This is a genomic window from Klebsiella grimontii (assembly GCF_042137965.1).
In the GTDB taxonomy this organism is placed as follows: domain Bacteria; phylum Pseudomonadota; class Gammaproteobacteria; order Enterobacterales; family Enterobacteriaceae; genus Klebsiella; species Klebsiella grimontii.
The window spans coordinates 1,397,102-1,416,638 of record NZ_CP169721.1 but is presented as its reverse complement, the minus strand read 5'-3'; the positions used below and the strand labels follow the sequence as shown (position 1 = coordinate 1,416,638).

The following is a 19,537-nucleotide window of genomic DNA, read 5'->3' as shown; positions in this document are numbered from 1 at the left end:
CCTGCAGGGTATATTCAGGCGGGCATCCAACCAACCTTCATTATCGCGCAAGGAATAACAACGCGGAACTGGCTGGTGATTTTAGTTGTCGAAAAAAATAGACGATTGATATAAATCAAGAAATCTCGAGGCTAATATTAATAATGCCTTTTTTTTAACATCAATCTGCGATAAGCAGAAAGCATGTAAATACGAGGATTATCTTATATAACATTAATTAATGTTTTATCCCTGGGATTTTTACATCCTCATCAATTGACCCTTCCGCTTTACTGTGCCTTAATACGCACATCGCCCATCTTTTGGGTATACTTTAAGGAACCTTTTGTGAGTCAGGCACCCAGTATGCGTAAACGACATCGATTTAACCGTCGCATGACCCGTATCGTACTGCTTATCAGCTTTATCTTCTTCTTTGGACGCTTTGTCTACTCCTCCATCGGCGCCTGGTATCATCATCAGGATAAAAAGCAGTCGCAACAATCCACCATCACCGTTGATCCTTCCGACTCGCTGAAAACGCCTGTGCAAAAGTAAGCGCTGCGTACCGCGTTCAGCAACCGATTTGAGGTAGCAAACGCAGCACTTCAGCAATGCCTTTGCTGATGATTTTATCCTGGCGCATGACGACGCCTAGCTGGCGATACAGCAGCGGAGTCAACGATTGCACATTCAGGCCGATGCGATCCTGCGGATGCTCTACCGCCATACGCGGCACAATGCTGTACCCCAGTCCCGCGCGCACCATACGCTTAATTGCCTCAATGCTGCCTAACTGCATGACGGGCACAACCATCAGTCCATCATGACGAAACCAGCCATCAATCAGATCCCGGGTTCCACTTCCCGCTTCAAAGGCAATTAACGGCAAGGATTGCAGTATTTCTGGCGTCAGCGGCAAGGGCGGCTCGTCCTGTCCATCGCTAAAAATACAGACAAACTCTTCATCTAATACCGGCGTTACCGCCAGGCTGCGTCCGTTCGCCGGCAGCGTACAAAGCCCGAGATCGAGCCGATTCTCTTCGATAGCCCGAACCACTTCCAGCGTATTGCCGACCGTGACCTTCACCGTCAGCAGAGGATGATCCTGATGCAGCTTCTGCAACAGCGAAGGTAACAGATGGATACAGGCGGTTGCCCCGCTCCCCAGCGTCACCGAACCGCTAATTTCCCGGTTGAATTCGCTAACCGATTGCACCGCTGCGCTCACCGCCTGCTCAATTCGATCGCTATGCGCCAGCAAGGCGATTCCGGCCGCCGTCGCCTTAATGCCCCGCCCGGTGCGCTCCAGCAGTCTGGTCTGCAGAAATTGTTCCAGCTGACGTACCTGTAGGCTTACCGCTGGCTGCGACAGCCCTAGCAGGTCAGCTGCGGCTGAGAAGCTTCCGCGCTGTACCACCAGGCGGAACGTCGCCAGATTTCCCAGATTGAGCGTCGTCATCACAAAGTTTCTCTTATAAGGGTCATAAATGGACCGGCCTGCCTCCACAATAGCGTGCAGGGTATGCTGCGACAACAGCGTAACAAAATGGACGATCATGGATACACCTACAAAATCACTCTCCGCGCCGGGCTTTGTCACGCTTGCCGCCGGGTGCAACCAACTGATTAATTGGGGCATATCGTTTTATATGCCCGGCACTTTCGCCAGGGCTATCGCCCATGAAACCGGCTGGGCCGCAACGGAAATCTACTTTGGCCTGACTATCGCCATGCTGATGATGGCGATGCTCTCCCCGTTTGTCGCCCGGCTACTGGCCCACTTTGGCGGCCAACGGATAGTGGTCACAGGTACGCTGATGATTTCAGCAGGCTGCCTGATCATGGCTTACGTTCATAGCCTGTCGGCCTGGTTTGCCGCCTGGGCCTTGACCGGAGTCGGCATGCGCCTGGCGCTCTATGACGCGCTGTTCGCCGCGCTGGTGAATAGTTATGGGCAAAGCGCCAGACTCACCATTTCGCGCGTGACGCTGGCCGGAGGGCTGGCTTCGGCTCTGTTCTGGCCGCTCGGGGCAGGGTTGCTGACGCTGATGGGCTGGCGGCATGCGCTGCTGATCTATACCCTGTTCGGCCTGCTTAGCGCTATGCTGCTGTGGAAAATGCCAAATCATAAATTGCCCTCCCCCCGGCGGACAATTAAACGCCAGCGGCTCTCCGGCCGCGATAAGCGCTCCGCCCTGCTCTACGCGTCGCTGATTGCGCTGGTGACCTTCGTTTCCAACGGTACCTCGACGCATCTCCCGGAGTTTATCGCCAGCGTCGGGCTGCCTGTCGCAGTGGGAATGCTGTGGGGGATTGGGCAAACCGGCGCGCGCTTTCTCGAAGTAGCGTCCGGTTCCGCCCTTACGCCGTTAAGGTTAACGCTATTGACCACCCTGGTGATGCCGCTCTGCTTTGCGCTCGGTCTGAGCGGGTCTTATCTCTCCTGGGCGGCCGGCGGATTTGTACTGGGTTACGGCGCGATCAACGGCCTGACGACCGTATTTAAAGCCACCCTGCCGCTGCAGCTTTTCGCCGCGGAGGATTATGCCCGGCGAACCGGCATTCTGTTGATTCCCGCGCAGCTGCTGGCCGCCGCCTCGCCGTTTGTCTACGCGTGGCTAAATCATCATCTTGGGATGAGGGGCAGTTTAGCGGTTTCCGCCGCGCTGGCGCTGGTGGTTTTCGGCCTGGCGATGTCAATTGCATGGGATCACCGTGAGAAGACGCCCGCGGAGATTGAAGAACGGGGCTAACAGTATGAATCCGGTGACTTTGATTTATCGGTAAGACAAACCGTATTCATCGTTTTAGAGGATGCCGTAAGTTACGGTAATTCCTATAAAAAATGCCATTAATGACGTCAATCACTAATGGCATTATTTTATTCAATTAACACAAAGAATAAATTTTATTCCCACTCAATGGTCGCCGGCGGCTTACCGCTGATGTCATACACCACGCGGGAAATACCGTTGACTTCATTGATGATGCGGTTGGACACGCGGCCTAAGAAATCATACGGTAGGTGCGCCCAGTGCGCGGTCATAAAGTCGATGGTTTCGACGGCACGCAGGGAGACCACCCAGTCGTACTTACGGCCATCGCCCATGACGCCGACGGAGCGAACCGGCAGGAACACGGTGAACGCCTGGCTCACTTTGTTGTACAGGTCAGCTTTGTGCAGCTCTTCGATGAAAATTGCGTCCGCGCGACGCAGCAGGTCGCAGTACTCTTTCTTCACTTCGCCCAGCACGCGCACGCCCAGACCCGGGCCCGGGAACGGGTGACGGTACAGCATGTCGTACGGCAGACCCAGCTCGAGGCCAATCTTACGCACTTCATCTTTGAACAGCTCGCGCAGCGGCTCAACGAGGCCCATCTTCATCTCTTTCGGCAGGCCGCCCACGTTGTGGTGAGATTTGATGACGTGCGCCTTACCGGTTGCGGAAGCGGCGGATTCGATGACGTCAGGGTAGATCGTGCCCTGCGCCAGCCATTTAACGTCTTCCAGCTTCAGCGCTTCTTCGTCAAACACTTCCACGAACACGCGACCAATGATTTTACGCTTCGCTTCCGGATCGTTTTCCCCCGCCAGCGCAGACAGGAAACGCGCCTCGCCTTCAACGTGAACGATATTCAGGCCGAAACGGTCGCCGAACATGTCCATAACCTGCTGGGCTTCGTTCAGACGCAGCAGACCGTTATCCACGAAGACGCAGGTCAGATTTTTGCCGATGGCGCGGTGCAGCAGCATGGCGGTCACGGAAGAATCCACGCCGCCGGAGAGGCCGAGGATCACTTTATCGTCGCCAACCTGCTGACGAATGCGCTCAATAGCATCGTCGATAATTTTGGCTGGCGTCCATAGCGCCTCACACTGGCAGATATCGCGTACGAAACGCTCCAGCATGCGCAGACCCTGACGGGTGTGGGTCACTTCCGGGTGGAACTGCACGCCGTAGAAGCGCTTCTCTTCGTTAGCCATAATGGCGAACGGGCAGGTTTCGGTGCTGGCAACGGTGACGAAGTCAGACGGGATGGCGGTGACTTTGTCGCCGTGGCTCATCCAGACGTCCAGCATCGGCTTACCATCCGCGCTCAGCGCATCTTCAATACCGTGGATCAGGGCGCTATCGGTTTGAACCTCAACCTGGGCATAGCCAAACTCACGCTCATTAGACGCTTCAACGTGTCCGCCCAGCTGCATCGCCATGGTCTGCATGCCGTAGCATACGCCGAAAACCGGCACGCCGGCTTCGAAGACATACTGCGGCGCGCGCGGGCTGTTATCTTCGGTGGTGCTTTCCGGGCCGCCGGAAAGAATAATGCCGTTAGGATTAAACTCACGAATTTGAGCTTCAGTCACGTCCCATGCCCACAGTTCGCAATAGACACCTAATTCACGAACGCGACGCGCAACCAGCTGGGTGTACTGAGAACCGAAGTCCAGGATAAGAATACGATGTTTATGAATGTTATCCGTCATTGACGATAATTCCGAGGCAAGTGATACAGGTTAAATAAATCGCCCGGCGCGTGGCCGGGCGATGAAAATCAGGAGCCCATGCGGTAGTTCGGGGATTCCTTAGTGATGGTCACGTCGTGAACGTGGCTCTCCTGGATACCCGCGCCGCTGATGCGCACGAATTCCGCTTTGGTCCGCAGGGTGTCGATGGTACCACAACCGGTCAGGCCCATACAGGAGCGCAGGCCGCCCATCTGCTGGTGAATAATCTCTTTCAGACGCCCTTTATAGGCGACGCGACCTTCGATACCTTCCGGCACCAGTTTGTCGGCGGCGTTATCGGTCTGGAAGTAGCGATCGGAGGAACCTTTAGACATCGCGCCCAGGGAACCCATACCGCGGTAAGACTTGTAAGAACGGCCCTGATAGAGTTCGATTTCGCCAGGAGACTCTTCGGTACCCGCCAGCATCGAACCGACCATGACGGCGGCCGCGCCCGCGGCAATCGCTTTCGCGATATCGCCGGAGAAACGGATACCGCCGTCGGCGATAACCGGGATACCCGTGCCTTCCAGCGCTTCAACCGCGTCGGAAACGGCGGTGATCTGCGGAACGCCCACGCCGGTCACGATACGGGTCGTACAGATGGAGCCAGGGCCGATACCCACTTTCACCGCGCTGCAGCCGGCTTCCGCCAGCGCGCGAGCGCCCGCACCGGTCGCCACGTTGCCGCCGATGATTTGCAGGTCAGGGTATTTAGCGCGAGTATCGCGAATACGCTGCAATACGCCTTCAGAGTGGCCGTGAGAGGAGTCGATCAGCAAAATATCTACGCCCGCGGCAACCAGCGCATCAACGCGCTCTTCGTTGCCCGCGCCCGCGCCAACCGCCGCGCCAACGCGCAGGCGACCCTGCTCATCTTTACAGGCGTTCGGTTTACGTTCTGCTTTCTGGAAATCTTTAACGGTGATCATGCCGAGAAGGTGGAAGCTGTCATCCACAACCAGCGCTTTCTCAACGCGTTTCTCATGCATTTTGGCAAAGACCACTTCGCGGCTTTCGCCTTCTCGAACGGTCACCAGACGCTCTTTCGGCGTCATATAAACGCTCACCGGCTGATTCAGGTCGGTGACGAAACGCACGTCGCGACCGGTGATAATGCCGACCAGCTCGTTGTCTTCGGTCACCACCGGATAGCCAGCAAAACCGTTGCGTTCGGTCAGTACTTTGACTTCGCGCAGGGTGGTGGTTGGCAGGACGGTCTGCGGGTCGGTCACCACGCCGGATTCATGCTTTTTCACGCGCCTTACTTCTTCAGCCTGGCGTTCAATAGACATGTTTTTATGAATAAAGCCGATGCCGCCTTCCTGTGCCAGGGCAATTGCCAGACGCGCTTCAGTCACGGTATCCATTGCAGCGGAAAGCATAGGAATATTCAGACGAATGGTTTTCGTCAGCTGAGTGCTGAGATCGGCGGTATTTGGCAGAACGGTTGAGTGAGCGGGAACGAGGAGGACGTCGTCAAACGTCAGGGCTTCTTTAGCGATACGTAGCATGGGCAATATCTCGACCAGGGTGGATAAATATTGCCGTGGCATTATACAGAGCGTAACCGATTGCATCTACCCTTTTTTGCAAATAATACTTGCGATCCCCTCCCAGCAGGTTACTATCGACTGAATAACCTGCTGATTTAAAATTTGATCTTGCTCACATGTTGCCATCTCAATCCCCCTCAATTTACACGGTTAGCCGCCTCAATCAGTCGGTTCGACTGCTGCTGGAACGTGAAATGGGCCAGGTGTGGATTAGCGGCGAGATTTCAAACTTCAGCCAACCCTCTTCTGGTCACTGGTACTTCACCTTAAAGGACGATAACGCCCAGGTGCGCTGCGCGATGTTCCGCAACAGCAACCGCCGCGTGACCTTCCGCCCGCAGCACGGGCAGCAGGTGCTGGTACGCGCTAATATCACGCTTTACGAGCCGCGCGGCGATTATCAAATTATCGTCGAAAGCATGCAGCCGGCGGGCGAAGGTCTGCTGCAGCAGAAGTATGAACAGCTCAAGGCAGCGCTGGCCGCGGAAGGCTTGTTCGATCAGCAGCATAAAAAAGCGCTCCCCTCCCCCGCGCACTGCATTGGCGTTATTACCTCTAAAACCGGCGCTGCGCTGCACGATATTTTGCACGTGCTCAAGCGCCGCGATCCTTCCCTGCCGGTCGTTATCTACCCGACCGCCGTACAGGGTGAAGATGCGCCGGGGCAGATCGTTCGCGCCATTGAACTGGCCAACGCGCGCCATGAGTGCGATGTGCTGATTGTCGGACGCGGCGGCGGTTCGCTGGAAGATCTATGGAGCTTTAACGACGAGCGGGTGGCGCGGGCGATTTTCGCCAGCCCTATTCCCATCGTCAGCGCCGTAGGCCATGAGACCGACGTCACTATCGCCGACTTTGTTGCCGACCTGCGCGCGCCAACGCCTTCCGCCGCGGCAGAAATTGTCAGCCGCAACCAGCAGGAGCTGCTGCGCCAGCTCCAGTCCGGGCAGCAGCGTCTCGAAATGGCAATGGACTACTTCCTTGCCAACCGCCATCGCCGATTTACCCAAATTTTTCACCGCCTGCAGCAGCAGCATCCCCAGCTGCGGCTGGCCCGTCAGCAAACGGAACTCGAAAGATTGCGCCAACGCATGCGTTTCGCTCTTGAGACGCAGATGAAGCGCGCCGACCAGCGCCAACAGCGCGCCGCGCAGCGCCTGAATCAACAAAATCCGCAGCCGCGCATTCACCGCGCCCAGAGCCGTATTCAACAGCTGGAATACCGGCTGGCGGAAAACATCCGCGCGCGTCTTGGCGATCAACGTGAACGCTTCGGTAATATGGTCACGCATCTGGAAGCCGTCAGCCCGCTGGCGACGCTCGCCCGCGGCTATAGCGTCACTTCCGTCAGCGACGGCAAAGTGCTGAAACAAACGACGCAGGTGCGCGAGGGTGACCTTCTCACGACCCGCCTGAACGATGGTTGGGTAGAGAGCGAAGTGAAGAACATCACGCCGGTGAAGAAAACCCGTACCCGCAAAAAAGCCTGATTATCCTGCCATTTCGACCGGTGATAACTATACTGCAGTCATGCCCTTTTAAAACGGTTTTACCCGGCTAAGGAGCGTGACATGCCAGAAGCTTATCCCCGTTATGTGATCCCGCCCTACATCTTACGTCGTATTGTCGATCGTGGTTCTCTTCAGCAGCAGCGCTGCGCGCAGAATACCCTCAGCCATGTTCAGACTCTGATGGCGCACGTTCCGGGCCGCCCCGCCGCCGCCCACGTCACGACGCCGGGCCTGCTTGAGCGTGACATTTATGATGCCGGGCAGACCCAGGATCTGCCGGGTACCCAGGTCCGTTTTGAGGGACAGCCCTCTAACGGCGACGTAGCCGTTGATGAAGCCTATGACTATCTCGGCATCACCCATGATTTTTTCTGGAAGAGCTACCAGCGAGATTCGCTGGATAACCGCGGGTTGAAGCTCACCGGCAGCGTGCACTATGGTCACGAATATCAAAACGCGTTCTGGAACGGCCAACAAATGGTATTCGGCGACGGCGATGGCGAGATTTTTAATCGTTTTACTATCGCTATTGACGTGGTGGCGCACGAGCTAAGCCACGGCGTGACGGAGAGCGAAGCCGGTCTCATCTATTTCGAACAATCCGGCGCGCTCAACGAATCGCTATCGGATGTCTTTGGATCGCTGGTCAAACAATATCAGCGCCAGCAGACGGCTGACAAAGCGGACTGGATCATTGGCGAAGGGCTACTCGCGAAAGGCATCCACGGCAAAGGTCTGCGCTCTATGTCGCAGCCTGGCACCGCTTATGATGACCCTATCCTTGGCAAAGACCCGCAACCCGCGCATATGAAAGATTTTGTTCATACCCAGCAGGATAACGGCGGCGTTCATATTAACTCCGGTATTCCTAATCACGCCTTTTATCTCGCCGCCAGCGCAATCGGCGGTTTTGCATGGGAAAAAGCGGGATATGCCTGGTACGACGCGGTATGCGATCACTCTCTGGCAAAAGACGCCGACTTCTCCACCTTTGCCAGACTGACGATTCACCATGGCGAGAAACGCTCTGGCAAAGAGGCCGCTGATGCGATTACTCAGGCCTGGGAGCGGGTCGGAGTCGCGCTATGAAACTCCCCGATCTGAGCGATGACGCGGTCATTGAGCTGGCGCGCGAGGGTGGCGTCGCCTGGATCCCGGCGCTCAGCGGGATGCGGAAGATTGTCGTTGCCCGGCTTAACGAGCAACAAAGGCAGCGGATCGCGACGATTCTCCAACAGTCGCTACCGCTGGGCAAACCGCCAGGTCAGCCCGACTCGCCGGGGAGCGGCGACCAGCGTTTCTTCCGCATTCAGATAATTAGCGAACAGCATTATCACAGCCTGATTATCCTCATTCCCGAGGAGCGTGCGCCAAATTCACTGATTGAACTCTGGCGCGACGGTGAAGGCTGCGTCAGCGATAAAGATTAAATAGGCACAAACTCGACGCGTTTTTTTGAAATCAGCCCGTGGCCGTGCTGGCAGAAGTAATCCACCGCGCCGCAGGCTTTTAATACTTCTAGCGGCTGGTGGCAATCCGGGCAGCGGGCTTCAACAGCATAATCTTTCGCACAACGCTCGCAATGGGCGCTATTGCCCTGCACAGCAAGCTGCGCATGGCACACGGGGCAATCAAATTCCATGGTGACTCCTGACAATGGGTATATAGCTTTATTTTATCACGGTTGCATAATCTGTGGCTGCTGCCGCTCATTAACCCTCCGCAGGCTATTCGCCCCCTGCCTGGCCGCCGCGTTTAATTTTATTCACCCTGCATACTGAATCGGGACTGAGCAAAAGCGTCATAGACCTGCTTATCGGTGAACGGCGGAAAAGTGGCCCGTTTAGCGGCATCAACCAGCGCGGCACAATATGCTTTATTACCTTCGCTCGTTGTCACGCTATTCAGTTTACCCTCATCGCTAAAACTCAGATGTATCGTGCATTTTTTACCCGTCCAGCCGTAGCGATTGGATAACCGGGAATCAATAGACTCTTTTATCGCTCTCGCCTGCCTGCCATATTCATCGTCATCGCTGAATCGTCCGGAGCTACAGCTCCCAAGCGCTGATGTTTTATGGCAGTCAGAAGGATGAAACGGCGCACAGCTGCTGGCTAAAATAACCAAACCGACCATCACTATTGTTTTTTTCATATCCCTGTCCCCGGCGTTTATTACGATTGTCCCTACGTTATTTCACGTGCGTTCAACTTTAGCGAAAAGGGACGCCCCTGCTTTGAATACTGCCGGGCTGGTTTGGCGCTGGCACCTCTACGCAAGACGGCCCGGGCGTGAAATGAATGGTAATGATGTTATTGCTGGAAGGCTTCCCTTTGACGTATCGCCATTTTTCCATTGCGGCCCTGACTTCATTATCAAACATTCCTGAAGGATCGGAGCTTAATAACTGAACGTTAATCACCCGCCCGTTCTCATCAACGTCAAATTGCGCTTTAACCTGACCTGGTATTCCTTTTTTTTCAGCTTTCGCGGGATAAGCAGGCTTAACGCGCGGTTCAATCGCTTGTGATTCAGCAGCACAGGCTATGGGAATAAGACACAGCATCAGGAGAGTTAAAAGGCTTTTCATTCTGACCTCATTGTCACAAAAATATCTATCCTCCTTGGTTTTTCTCACATTTATAACGCGGCCTCAAGCGAGTTTATTATTATTCTGCGCATGAACAATAGCGATAATAAAAAAGCCCGACGGGTGCGGGCTTTAGATTTTTGAGGCTGGCGGCTAACTTACTTGCTTTTCTTAATATGCTTGATCAAGCGCTTACGCTTACGCATCTGGTTCGGCGTCAGGGTATTACGTTTGTTGGCAAACGGGTTTTCCCCTTCCTTGAACTGAATACGAATCGGCGTACCCATCACTTCCAGCGATTTACGGAAGTAGTTCATCAGATAGCGTTTGTACGAATCCGGCAGGTCTTTAACCTGGTTACCGTGAATCACCACGATCGGTGGGTTATAACCACCGGCGTGGGCATATTTCAGCTTCACGCGACGGCCGCGCACCAGCGGCGGCTGATGGTCTTCGGCAGCCATAGTCATAATGCGGGTCAGCATAGCGGTGCCCACGCGACGGGTGGCGCTGTCGTACGCCTCGCGTACGGATTCGAACAGGTTGCCAACGCCGCTGCCGTGCAGCGCGGAGATAAAGTGCACGCGGGCAAAGTCGATAAAGCCCAGACGGAAGTCGAGGGTCTCTTTCACCTGCTCTTTCACTTCCTGGCTCAGGCCGTCCCATTTATTGACGACAATCACCAGCGAGCGGCCGCTGTTGAGAATAAAGCCCAGCAGGGAGAGATCCTGATCGGAAATCCCTTCGCGCGCATCAATGACCAACAGCACCACGTTGGCATCTTCAATCGCCTGCAGCGTTTTGATCACCGAGAATTTTTCGACGACATCGGTAATTTTGCCGCGCTTACGCACGCCTGCGGTATCAATAAGAACGTATTCCCGCTCATCGCGCTGCATCGGGATGTAGATGCTGTCGCGAGTGGTTCCCGGCATATCGTAAACCACCACACGATCTTCGCCCAGAATACGGTTGGTGAGCGTTGACTTACCCACGTTCGGGCGGCCCACAATCGCCAGCTTAATCGGCAGATCCTGCGGGTTAAAATCATCTTCCGGCTCTTCAACTTCTTCGCCGTTCTGCTCCGCTTCAAACTGCGCCCAGTATGCCGCGTCCTCGTCCACTTCTTCCGGCGGGTTCACCTCGTCAACCCACGGTAGCAGCACATGCTCCAGCAGGCTGGTGACGCCGCGACCGTGTGAAGCGGCGATGGGATAAATCTCGCCTAAACCCAGCGACCAAAAATCGGCAATCGCCTGATCGGCATCGATGCCGTCAGTTTTGTTTGCCACCAGGAAGGTCGGTTTTTCACGAGAGCGCAGATGTTTCGCAATTGCCGAATCCGCCGGCATCAGGCCCGCGCGCGCATCGACCATAAACAGCACCACGTCCGCTTCTTCAATCGCCAGCAGCGACTGTTCCGCCATCCGCGTTTCTACGCCATCTTCGGTACCGTCGATCCCGCCGGTATCGATACAGATAAATTCGCGGCCTTCCACTTCAGCACGACCGTACTTACGGTCACGAGTCAGCCCCGGAAAATCCGCGACCAACGCATCGCGAGTGCGCGTTAAGCGGTTAAAAAGCGTGGATTTTCCAACGTTAGGGCGCCCGACAAGCGCGACCACAGGTATCATGTTAAATGCCTCATACTAAAATCGATACAACGCCATTTTCACGGCGTTTTTAAAAAAGCCAAAACGGCCCCTGTCTGCCAGGGGCCGTTTCTCAAAAATAGACTACCGCTGTTGTTAACGCGTAATCGCGTACAGCGTGCCGTCTTTCGCCTGAATCAGCAGTTTGCCGTCAGCCACAACCGGATCGGTCAGGAAGCCTGAGCTGTCTACCTTCTGCTGAGCCACAAAGTGACCATCTTCCGGGTTGACCCAGTGCATATAGCCTTCGCTATCGCCAACCACCAGGTTGCCATTATACAGCACAGGCGCCGTCAGCAGACGGTGCAGCAGATCGCTTTGCGTCCACAGCGTCACGCCGCCGTCGGTGGTAAGCGCCAGCAGACGGTCGTTTTGATCAACCAGGTATATACGGTTGCCGTCGACGATGAAATCGTTCACTGAACCCAGCTCGCGTTTCCACATAATCTGGCCGCTGCGCAGATCCAGCGCCGTCAGGTTGCCGTTATAGGCCAGCGCATAAATCACGCCGTTCACGATAACCGGCGTCGTGTCGACGTCGTTAAGACGGTCGATTTCAGTCGGACCGGTGGCGGTAGAGATACGCTGTTGCCAAATCATCTGGCCCTGCTGCATCAGCACCGCGCTGACGCGACCGTTATCGCCGCCCACAATCGCTGCGCCGTACGCGGTAGCCGGAGCGGATTCGCCGCGCAGAGAGAGCGCTGGCATATCCAGGTTAACGGTCCATTTCACCGCGCCGTCAGCTTCGTTCAGCGCCTGCAGCTGACCGTTAGTAGTATGAATCAGCACCATACCGTCGCTGACGACCGGACGGGAAATCGCTTCACCCGCCACGCTCGCTTCCCATGCAACGGTACCGTCGCTGGTGTTCAGCGCGTAAACTTTCGCTTTTTCGCTACCGATATAAACATGGCCGCCGGAGACGGTCACGCCGCCGGAGAGAAGCGCAGGCGCGCGGGAGAACCAGCCGTCTTTCTCGGCCAGGTTAACCGACCACACCTCTTTGCCGTCGCCTGAATTCAGAGCTTTAACGGTGCCTTTACGATCGGCGGCATACACAACGCCATCAGCAAACGCCGGGTGCAGGTTAGAGTAGAATTCGCCAATACCGCCGCCAACGGAGGTGCTCCAGGACGTGGACGGCGTAAACTGGTTTTCCACCGTCGGCAGTGGCGACATTTTCACCACATCTTCTTCGCTGTTAAACAGCGAACAACCGCTCAATAAGGTAACGGAAAGCAGCCCTGGCAAAAGTAATTTACGCAATTGCATCGAGTCCCTCTCAGATGGACAAATTATTTATTTTCATACGCATCATTTCGCTGAGCGCCGGTGAAGCATCGCTTTTCGCGCCCGCTTCCCATGCCGCTTTCGCCCCTTGCTTATCGCCTTTGCTCAGCAGGATCTCGCCGCGCAGGTCGGCGACAATCGCGGTCCAGCCTTCGCCTTTCACGGCATCCAGGGTTTTCAGCGCGGCATCAGGCTGCTTAAGCTGCAGCTGTACGCGAGCAAGACGCATATTGATAACCGATTTCAGGTTATCATCAGAAGCGGCTGCCAGCCCCTGCTGAAGCTGCTTTTCAGCGTTCTGCAGGTCGTTTTTATCGACAAACTGCTGCGCCAGCTCAAGAGATGCAAACGCACCATAGGTGTTTTTGCTGTCGGCGGCAAATTTCTGCGCCGCGTTCAGCGCTTCTGGTTTATCCGATTTGAGCGCGGAAATCGCATTTTCATATGCCAGAGACGAGCCCCTGGCGGTATCCAGCTGATGGGAGGTCCAGTAGCGCCAGCCAACCAGCGCGCCAACGCCCAAAATCACCCCGACGGCCAGCGCCTTGCCATTTTCAGCAAAGAAACGCTTTAACGCATCGACCTGATCGTTTTCGTTATTGTAAAGTTCCACGCAGTCCTTCTCCTGACTAATGATTCCCGGGAGATTAACCCAGAAGTGTGCGCAAATGCGCAGCAACGCTATCCTGCGTTACGGTAGTTTGCTCACCTGAGCGTAAATCTTTCACTACCACGTTTCCGTCGGCGATTTCTGATTCGCCCAGCACCAGCGCAACGCGAGCGCCCCATTTATCAGCGCGCGCAAACTGCTTCTTAAAGTTGCCGCCGCCGTGGTTGGTCATCAGCTTAACGCCGGGTAACGCATCGCGTACCTGTTCAGCCAGACGCATTGCTGCGGACTGGGTGTCAGTTCCGGAGGCTACCAGGTATATATCGACAACAGGATCGGCTTTAAATTCCGGATTCACTGCCTGAACCAGTAAAACAAGACGTTCCAGCCCCATCGCAAAGCCGACGCCAGGGGTAGCGCGACCGCCAAGCTGCTCAACCAGACCATCATAACGGCCCCCGGCGCAGACGGTGCCCTGAGAACCGAGGCTGGTGGTGACCCACTCAAACACGGTGCGGTTGTAATAGTCGAGACCGCGCACCAGACGCTGGTTCACGGTATAGCGGATACCGGCATCGTCCAGCAGCGCGCAAAGCCCGGCGAAGTGCGCTTTCGACTCTTCATCAAGATAGTCGCCCAGCGTCGGAGCGTCGTTCAGAAGCGCCTGGACGTCCGGGTTTTTAGAATCCAGCACGCGCAGCGGGTTGGTGTACATGCGGCGTTTGCAGTCTTCATCCAGCTTATCTTTAAACTGCTCAAGATAGGCCACCAGCGCATCGCGATAGTTAGCGCGAGCCTCCAGCGAACCGATAGAGTTCAGCTCCAGCGCAACGTGGCCGGAGATGCCCAGCTCGCGCCACCAGCGGGCGGTCAGCATAATCAGCTCGGCATCGATATCCGGCCCCTGCAGGCCAAACGCTTCGGCGCCAATCTGGTGGAACTGACGGTAGCGCCCTTTTTGCGGACGTTCGTGGCGGAACATCGGCCCAATGTACCACAGGCGCTGTTCTTGATTGTACAGGAGACCATGTTCGATACCGGCGCGTACGCAGCCAGCCGTGCCTTCCGGACGCAGAGTCAGGCTATCGCCGTTACGGTCCTCAAAGGTGTACATCTCTTTTTCAACCACGTCGGTCACTTCGCCGATAGCGCGTTTGAATAACGGGGTCTGCTCTACAATCGGCAAACGGATTTCGCTGTAACCGTAGCTACCAAGCACCTGCTTCAGTGAGCCTTCAATGCGCTGCCAGAGAGCGGTTTCGCCCGGCAGATAATCGTTCATGCCACGGATGGCTTGAATGTTCTTTGCCACGTTTATTCTCTTTATATATACAAAAATGAACCCCGGCGCCTCGCGCCCGCAGGTTCAATCATACACGGGAAGCGTATCGCTTCCCAACACGTTATTTCGCTTCAACCTGCTGGATATCGATGCGACGCGCCTCATCCAGCATCGATGCTTTAGCGCGAATACGCGCTTCCAGCTGATCGATCATATCGTCGTTATCCAGCCTGTCTTTACGTACGCCGTCTTCGTACAGGCCGCTTTTCTTATTGCCGCCGGTTACGCCGAGGGTGGAAACCAGCGCCTCGCCGGGACCGTTTACCACGCAGCCAATGATCGAAATATCCATCGGCGTAATGATATCTTCCAGGCGCTGCTCCAGCGCGTTAACGGTACCGATAACGTCAAACTCCTGACGTGAACAGGTCGGGCAGGCAATAAAGTTGATCCCGCGAGAGCGAATACGCAGCGACTTGAGAATATCGAAGCCCACTTTGATCTCTTCAACGGGATCCGCCGCCAGAGAGACGCGCAGCGTATCGCCGATCCCTTCAGACAGCAGCAGGCCGAGGCCGATCGCGGACTTCACCGCGCCGCTGCGCGCGCCGCCCGCTTCGGTGATCCCGAGGTGCAGAGGCTGATCGATCTGTTTCGCCAACAGGCGATAGGATTCAACCGCGAGGAACACATCGGAGGCTTTTACGCTGACTTTAAACTGATCGAAGTTGAGACGATCGAGATGATCGACATGGCGCATTGCCGATTCCAGCAGCGCCTGCGGGGTCGGTTCGCCGTATTTTTCCTGGAGATCTTTTTCCAGAGAACCGGCGTTTACCCCGATACGGATAGGAATATTTTTATCGCGAGCACAGTCCACCACCATGCGGATACGCTCTTCGTTGCCGATATTGCCCGGGTTAATACGCAGGCAATCAACGCCGTATTCCGCTACCTTCAGCGCAATGCGGTAATCGAAGTGGATATCGGCAACCAGCGGGACGTTAACCTGCTGTTTGATAAGTTTGAACGCTTCCGCCGCATCCATCGTCGGCACCGAAACGCGCACGATATCCGCGCCAACGCGCTCGAGGGCTTTAATTTGATTTACCGTCGCCGCCACATCGGTGGTACGCGTGTTTGTCATCGACTGTACGGCGATAGGGGCGCCATCGCCAATCGGCACATTCCCAACGTAAATTCGTTTTGATTTTCTACGTTGAATCGGAGCCTGGTTATGCATGAAAAATCTCCCGCGTTACCCGTCTGTTACTGCGCCGGTGATTGTTCGGCATTAAGGGTCAGACGTGCAACCTGGTTAGTTCTGATAAAACGACTTAAATCGACAGGTTTACCCAAATACTGAATCTGTACCGCTGCCGGGGCGCCGATTTTCAGTTTATAAGGTGCCTGGCCGCTCAGGTTGAGGTTACCGCCTTTACGCTGCAAACCGCTGAACAGCTTTTTACCGGTCGCATCGCTCACTTCCAGCCAGCAGTCGGCGGTGAAGTTCAGCACCAGATCCTGCGCGGAGGCCGCCGCAGCGGTCACGTTTGCCTGATCGGTCGGTAACGGCGTAGTTGCCGCCGTATCAACGTTTGCCTGCGAAGGCGCGACCACGGCGTTATTCTCGACCGGAGCCGGGGCAGGTGCTGGAGCCGGCGCCGGAGAGGTCTCGACAGGCGCGCTGTTGGCAGCGGTGTCCGGTGCGGAATTCGCCGATTGATTATCCAGCGGGATGCTTTGGCTGTTGTTATCGCCAGAATTCAGTTCGGCGGAGGATTGATCGGCCATCGTGGAGATCTCATCCTGCTGCGCTTTGTGGTCCTGCCACCACCAGGCGCCGCTGAGGCCGATCACCACGAACAGCACCAGCCAGGTAAAGCTCATCAGCCAACCGTCGCGCTTTTTGCGACGTTTACCCAGCGAGAAGGTCTGCATGGGGGCAACTTTCGCCGCCCGAATCGGAGCCTGCTTGGCCATCATCGGCAGCAGCTCTTCTTCTGGAATGTGCACAAGGCGAGCATAAGAGCGGATATAGCCGCGCAGGAAGGTTGAAGCAAGATCGGCGGGTGCCTTATCGTCTTCAATATCACGAACCGTGGAAACCTTCAGGCATAAGCGTTCAGCCACCGCCTGCTGGCTGAGCCCGAGTTGTTCGCGGGCATTACGCAGACGCGCGCCCGTAGTGTTTGCTTCTTGATGGTCTTGAGTGGCTTCAGTATTCATTCGCTACAACTACTGGTACGTGAAATTTAAAATTCAGCGCCGGTTACCCCGCGCCGCGAGACATCTGCTCAACGTCAGACAAACAGTATAAGTCCGTATGACCTGGTATCACAGAGACTTATCAAAATTGAATGCTAAGCGGTTGTTGTACCGCTACATACTGCCTCAAAGTCGACAAAAACGCACCGTAATTATTAACCACAACAGCGTATTTCGCCCGGCTATTCCACAAATATGCAACGCACCGCCCAGGCTGTGCGCTGCATCATTTATGATCAGACCGCCTTCACGTCGATCGCTTCGCCCTGCATACGTTTACGCAGCGTACGCTTGGTACGGTCGATAACATCGCCGGCCAGCTGACCGCAGGCGGCGTCGATATCGTCGCCGCGGGTTTTACGCACGATCGTGGTGAAACCATACTCCATTAACACCTTGGAGAAACGGTCGATACGGCTGTTGGAGCTACGGCCATACGGCGCGCCAGGGAAGGGGTTCCATGGGATCAGGTTGATCTTGCACGGCGTATCTTTCAGCAGCGCGGCCAGCTCATGCGCATGCTCGGTGCCGTCGTTGACGTGATCCAGCATGACGTATTCGATAGTGACGCGGCCCTGGTTGGCGTTGGACTTCGAAATATAGCCGCGCACCGAGTTCAGGAAGGTCTCGATGTTGTATTTCTTGTTGATCGGCACGATTTCGTCGCGAATGGTATCGTTCGGCGCGTGCAGAGAGATGGCCAGCGCGACGTCAATCATATCGCCAAGCTTATCAAGCGCTGGCACCACGCCGGAGGTGGAGAGCGTGACGCGACGCTTAGAAAGACCAAAGCCGAAGTCGTCAAGCATGATTTCCATGGCCGGAACCACGTTAGTCAGGTTCAGCAGCGGCTCGCCCATCCCCATCATCACCACGTTGGTAATCGGACGTACGCCGGTGGTCTTCACCGCGCCGACGATTTTCGCCGCGCGCCAGACCTGGCCGATAATTTCCGAAACCCGCAGGTTGCGGTTAAAACCCTGCTGGGCCGTAGAACAGAATTTACACTCCAGCGCGCAGCCCACCTGGGAAGAAACGCACAGGGTGGCGCGATCGTCTTCCGGGATGTACACGGTTTCGACGCGCTGATCGCCAACGGCAATCGCCCACTTGATGGTGCCGTCGCTCGAGCGCTGCTCTTCCACGACTTCCGGCGCGCGGATCTCCGCGACTTCCTTTAATTTTCCGCGCAGAACCTTGTTGATGTCGGTCATCTCATCAAAGTTATCGCAGCAGTAGTGATACATCCATTTCATCACCTGATCGGCGCGAAAAGGCTTTTCGCCCATGTTTTTGAAAAACTCGCGCAGCTGCTGACGGTTCAAATCCAGCAGGTTGATTTTGGCATCTTTGTTCGGCACCGTCAGAGCGGCGCTATCAGGCGTGACTATTTGTTCAGACATAATTGATTCCGGCCTCGTTATTACACGTTATGGCCCCTGGAGGGTTGAAAAAAGAAACGCCCCGGGAGCGACTGCTCATCCGGGGCGCTGTATTCTACAAATTCTGGCCCATCAATACCACGTTTGCACGCTGCAATGATGAAAAAATCTGTAACTGCCTGGCAGATCCTATAAGGATTTTCGATTGTCGCAAGGCGGCAAGCAAGTGAAGCTCCGGGAGCATAGATAACTATGTGACCGGGTGAACGCGCGCAGCCAATACCGCGACGGTCGAAAAGCCGACGAAGATTAGCGGGTGCGCGGACAAACCTCGCCTTCAGCAAAGAAAAACGCGATTTCGCGCGCGGCGGATTCAACAGAATCGGAACCGTGGGTGCCGTTCTCGGTGAAGCTGTCAGCGTAGTCTGCGCGCAGGGTACCCGCCAGCGCGTTCGCCGGGTTGGTTGCGCCCAGCAGGTCACGATGACGCTGAACCGCATTTTCGCCTTCCAGCACGGAAACCACGATCGGACCGGAAGTCATAAATTCAACCAGACCGTCAAAGAACGGGCGACCTTCGTGCTCAGCATAGAAGCCGCGAGCCTGCTCAACGGTCAGATGCAGCATTTTGGTGCCAACAATTTTGAACCCTGCAGCTTCAAAGCGAGAAAAGATGCCGCCAATAACGTTTTTTGCCACCGCGTTTGGTTTGATGATGGAAAAAGTACGTTCAATAGCCATGATAACCTCTTTATATATGTTGTTCTGTTTCGCAGATGAGACCGATAAATACGGCGCGAATTATAATCATCATCTAAGGCGGTTGCCTATGTGTTTAGGTAACATTTTTTTAAAAAAAAGCGACCTTAAACAACAAATCCGGCTAATTCAGGCAAGTTCT

At 55.4% G+C, this 19,537-nt stretch carries 19 protein-coding genes; 5 read left to right on the top strand and 14 right to left on the bottom strand.

Features of this window, described 5'->3' with window-relative positions:
* Positions 1–345 precede the first annotated feature (345 nt).
* Positions 346–537, top strand: coding sequence for a YfgG family protein (locus tag ACE3MN_RS06850; protein WP_024359340.1), 192 nt, complete (start codon positions 346–348; stop codon positions 535–537).
* Positions 538–553: 16 nt separating this feature from the next.
* On the opposite strand, the gene ACE3MN_RS06845 is transcribed toward ACE3MN_RS06850, so the two are convergent.
* Positions 554–1,441 (bottom strand): LysR family transcriptional regulator, encoded by an 888-nt coding sequence (locus ACE3MN_RS06845; protein ID WP_024359341.1) that lies wholly within the window; start codon positions 1,439–1,441, stop codon positions 554–556.
* Between the two features lie 97 nt (positions 1,442–1,538).
* Here ACE3MN_RS06845 and ACE3MN_RS06840 point away from each other — a divergent pair, with 97 nt between their 5' ends.
* Positions 1,539–2,735: an MFS transporter gene (locus ACE3MN_RS06840; protein ID WP_154914833.1), complete on the top strand. Its 1,197-nt coding sequence runs from the start codon at positions 1,539–1,541 to the stop codon at positions 2,733–2,735.
* A 155-nt stretch (positions 2,736–2,890) separates the two neighbouring features.
* On the opposite strand, the gene guaA is transcribed toward ACE3MN_RS06840, so the two are convergent.
* Both guaA and guaB read right to left on the bottom strand, forming a co-directional pair.
* Complete coding sequence (gene guaA, locus ACE3MN_RS06835) at positions 2,891–4,468, bottom strand: glutamine-hydrolyzing GMP synthase (protein WP_024359343.1); 1,578 nt, start codon at positions 4,466–4,468, stop codon at positions 2,891–2,893.
* A gap of 68 nt (positions 4,469–4,536) precedes the next feature.
* Positions 4,537–6,003, bottom strand: coding sequence for an IMP dehydrogenase (gene guaB, locus ACE3MN_RS06830; protein ID WP_004123540.1), 1,467 nt, complete (start codon positions 6,001–6,003; stop codon positions 4,537–4,539).
* Between the two features lie 158 nt (positions 6,004–6,161).
* Here guaB and xseA point away from each other — a divergent pair, with 158 nt between their 5' ends.
* The 3 genes from xseA to ACE3MN_RS06815 all read left to right on the top strand — a co-directional run bounded on the left by xseA (position 6,162) and on the right by ACE3MN_RS06815 (position 8,986).
* Positions 6,162–7,535 (top strand): exodeoxyribonuclease VII large subunit, encoded by a 1,374-nt coding sequence (xseA, locus tag ACE3MN_RS06825; RefSeq protein WP_024359344.1) that lies wholly within the window; start codon positions 6,162–6,164, stop codon positions 7,533–7,535.
* A gap of 81 nt (positions 7,536–7,616) precedes the next feature.
* Entirely contained in the window at positions 7,617–8,645 is a 1,029-nt protein-coding gene (locus ACE3MN_RS06820) for a M4 family metallopeptidase (protein WP_154902475.1), read from the top strand.
* Positions 8,642–8,986, top strand: coding sequence for a protealysin inhibitor emfourin (locus ACE3MN_RS06815; protein WP_004136458.1), 345 nt, complete (start codon positions 8,642–8,644; stop codon positions 8,984–8,986). Before ACE3MN_RS06820 ends, ACE3MN_RS06815 begins: the two co-directional genes overlap by 4 nt.
* On the opposite strand, the gene ACE3MN_RS06810 is transcribed toward ACE3MN_RS06815, so the two are convergent.
* The 11 genes from ACE3MN_RS06810 to ndk all read right to left on the bottom strand — a co-directional run bounded on the left by ACE3MN_RS06810 (position 8,983) and on the right by ndk (position 19,377).
* Complete coding sequence (locus ACE3MN_RS06810; protein WP_004136456.1) at positions 8,983–9,198, bottom strand: zinc ribbon domain-containing protein; 216 nt, start codon at positions 9,196–9,198, stop codon at positions 8,983–8,985. The two genes, ACE3MN_RS06815 and ACE3MN_RS06810, sit on opposite strands and share 4 nt — an antisense overlap.
* A gap of 119 nt (positions 9,199–9,317) precedes the next feature.
* Positions 9,318–9,710 carry a cell envelope integrity TolA C-terminal domain-containing protein gene (locus ACE3MN_RS06805; protein ID WP_024359348.1) on the bottom strand — a complete coding sequence of 131 codons (393 nt, stop codon included), beginning with the start codon at positions 9,708–9,710 and terminating at the stop codon, positions 9,318–9,320.
* Positions 9,711–9,768: 58 nt separating this feature from the next.
* Positions 9,769–10,146 (bottom strand): TonB family protein, encoded by a 378-nt coding sequence (locus ACE3MN_RS06800; RefSeq protein WP_004136454.1) that lies wholly within the window; start codon positions 10,144–10,146, stop codon positions 9,769–9,771.
* A 158-nt stretch (positions 10,147–10,304) separates the two neighbouring features.
* Positions 10,305–11,783, bottom strand: coding sequence for a ribosome biogenesis GTPase Der (gene der / locus ACE3MN_RS06795; protein ID WP_024359349.1), 1,479 nt, complete (start codon positions 11,781–11,783; stop codon positions 10,305–10,307).
* Positions 11,784–11,897: 114 nt separating this feature from the next.
* The gene (gene bamB / locus ACE3MN_RS06790; protein WP_004104478.1) at positions 11,898–13,076 is read right to left on the bottom strand and encodes an outer membrane protein assembly factor BamB; all 1,179 of its coding nucleotides are present in this window, start codon (positions 13,074–13,076) and stop codon (positions 11,898–11,900) included.
* A 10-nt stretch (positions 13,077–13,086) separates the two neighbouring features.
* Positions 13,087–13,707, bottom strand: a complete 621-nt coding sequence (locus ACE3MN_RS06785; RefSeq protein WP_004123578.1) for a YfgM family protein — start codon at positions 13,705–13,707, stop codon at positions 13,087–13,089.
* Positions 13,708–13,741: 34 nt separating this feature from the next.
* The gene (gene hisS, locus ACE3MN_RS06780; RefSeq protein ID WP_049100569.1) at positions 13,742–15,016 is read right to left on the bottom strand and encodes a histidine--tRNA ligase; all 1,275 of its coding nucleotides are present in this window, start codon (positions 15,014–15,016) and stop codon (positions 13,742–13,744) included.
* A 91-nt stretch (positions 15,017–15,107) separates the two neighbouring features.
* Positions 15,108–16,229, bottom strand: coding sequence for a flavodoxin-dependent (E)-4-hydroxy-3-methylbut-2-enyl-diphosphate synthase (gene ispG / locus ACE3MN_RS06775; protein WP_004136451.1), 1,122 nt, complete (start codon positions 16,227–16,229; stop codon positions 15,108–15,110).
* 26 nt (positions 16,230–16,255) lie between these two features.
* The gene (gene rodZ / locus ACE3MN_RS06770) at positions 16,256–17,215 is read right to left on the bottom strand and encodes a cytoskeleton protein RodZ (protein WP_049085717.1); all 960 of its coding nucleotides are present in this window, start codon (positions 17,213–17,215) and stop codon (positions 16,256–16,258) included.
* A gap of 275 nt (positions 17,216–17,490) precedes the next feature.
* Positions 17,491–18,657, bottom strand: coding sequence for a bifunctional tRNA (adenosine(37)-C2)-methyltransferase TrmG/ribosomal RNA large subunit methyltransferase RlmN (locus tag ACE3MN_RS06765; protein ID WP_004123586.1), 1,167 nt, complete (start codon positions 18,655–18,657; stop codon positions 17,491–17,493).
* Between the two features lie 288 nt (positions 18,658–18,945).
* On the bottom strand, positions 18,946–19,377 hold the full coding sequence (gene ndk, locus ACE3MN_RS06760; RefSeq protein ID WP_004114414.1) for a nucleoside-diphosphate kinase: 432 nt from the start codon (positions 19,375–19,377) through the stop codon (positions 18,946–18,948).
* Positions 19,378–19,537 lie beyond the last annotated feature (160 nt).

Bases quoted from the DNA above. Each gene is read 5' to 3' on its own strand.
- ACE3MN_RS06850 (WP_024359340.1), top strand. From the start codon at position 346: ATGCGTAAACGACATCGATTTAACCGTCGCATGACCCGTATCGTACTG.
- ACE3MN_RS06845 (WP_024359341.1), bottom strand. From the start codon at position 1,441: ATGACGACGCTCAATCTGGGAAATCTGGCGACGTTCCGCCTGGTGGTA.
- ACE3MN_RS06840 (WP_154914833.1), top strand. From the start codon at position 1,539: ATGGATACACCTACAAAATCACTCTCCGCGCCGGGCTTTGTCACGCTT.
- guaA (WP_024359343.1), bottom strand. From the start codon at position 4,468: ATGACGGATAACATTCATAAACATCGTATTCTTATCCTGGACTTCGGT.
- guaB (WP_004123540.1), bottom strand. From the start codon at position 6,003: ATGCTACGTATCGCTAAAGAAGCCCTGACGTTTGACGACGTCCTCCTC.
- xseA (WP_024359344.1), top strand. From the start codon at position 6,162: ATGTTGCCATCTCAATCCCCCTCAATTTACACGGTTAGCCGCCTCAAT.
- ACE3MN_RS06820 (WP_154902475.1), top strand. From the start codon at position 7,617: ATGCCAGAAGCTTATCCCCGTTATGTGATCCCGCCCTACATCTTACGT.
- ACE3MN_RS06815 (WP_004136458.1), top strand. From the start codon at position 8,642: ATGAAACTCCCCGATCTGAGCGATGACGCGGTCATTGAGCTGGCGCGC.
- ACE3MN_RS06810 (WP_004136456.1), bottom strand. From the start codon at position 9,198: ATGGAATTTGATTGCCCCGTGTGCCATGCGCAGCTTGCTGTGCAGGGC.
- ACE3MN_RS06805 (WP_024359348.1), bottom strand. From the start codon at position 9,710: ATGAAAAAAACAATAGTGATGGTCGGTTTGGTTATTTTAGCCAGCAGC.
- ACE3MN_RS06800 (WP_004136454.1), bottom strand. From the start codon at position 10,146: ATGAAAAGCCTTTTAACTCTCCTGATGCTGTGTCTTATTCCCATAGCC.
- der (WP_024359349.1), bottom strand. From the start codon at position 11,783: ATGATACCTGTGGTCGCGCTTGTCGGGCGCCCTAACGTTGGAAAATCC.
- bamB (WP_004104478.1), bottom strand. From the start codon at position 13,076: ATGCAATTGCGTAAATTACTTTTGCCAGGGCTGCTTTCCGTTACCTTA.
- ispG (WP_004136451.1), bottom strand. From the start codon at position 16,229: ATGCATAACCAGGCTCCGATTCAACGTAGAAAATCAAAACGAATTTAC.
- rodZ (WP_049085717.1), bottom strand. From the start codon at position 17,215: ATGAATACTGAAGCCACTCAAGACCATCAAGAAGCAAACACTACGGGC.
- ACE3MN_RS06765 (WP_004123586.1), bottom strand. From the start codon at position 18,657: ATGTCTGAACAAATAGTCACGCCTGATAGCGCCGCTCTGACGGTGCCG.
- ndk (WP_004114414.1), bottom strand. From the start codon at position 19,377: ATGGCTATTGAACGTACTTTTTCCATCATCAAACCAAACGCGGTGGCA.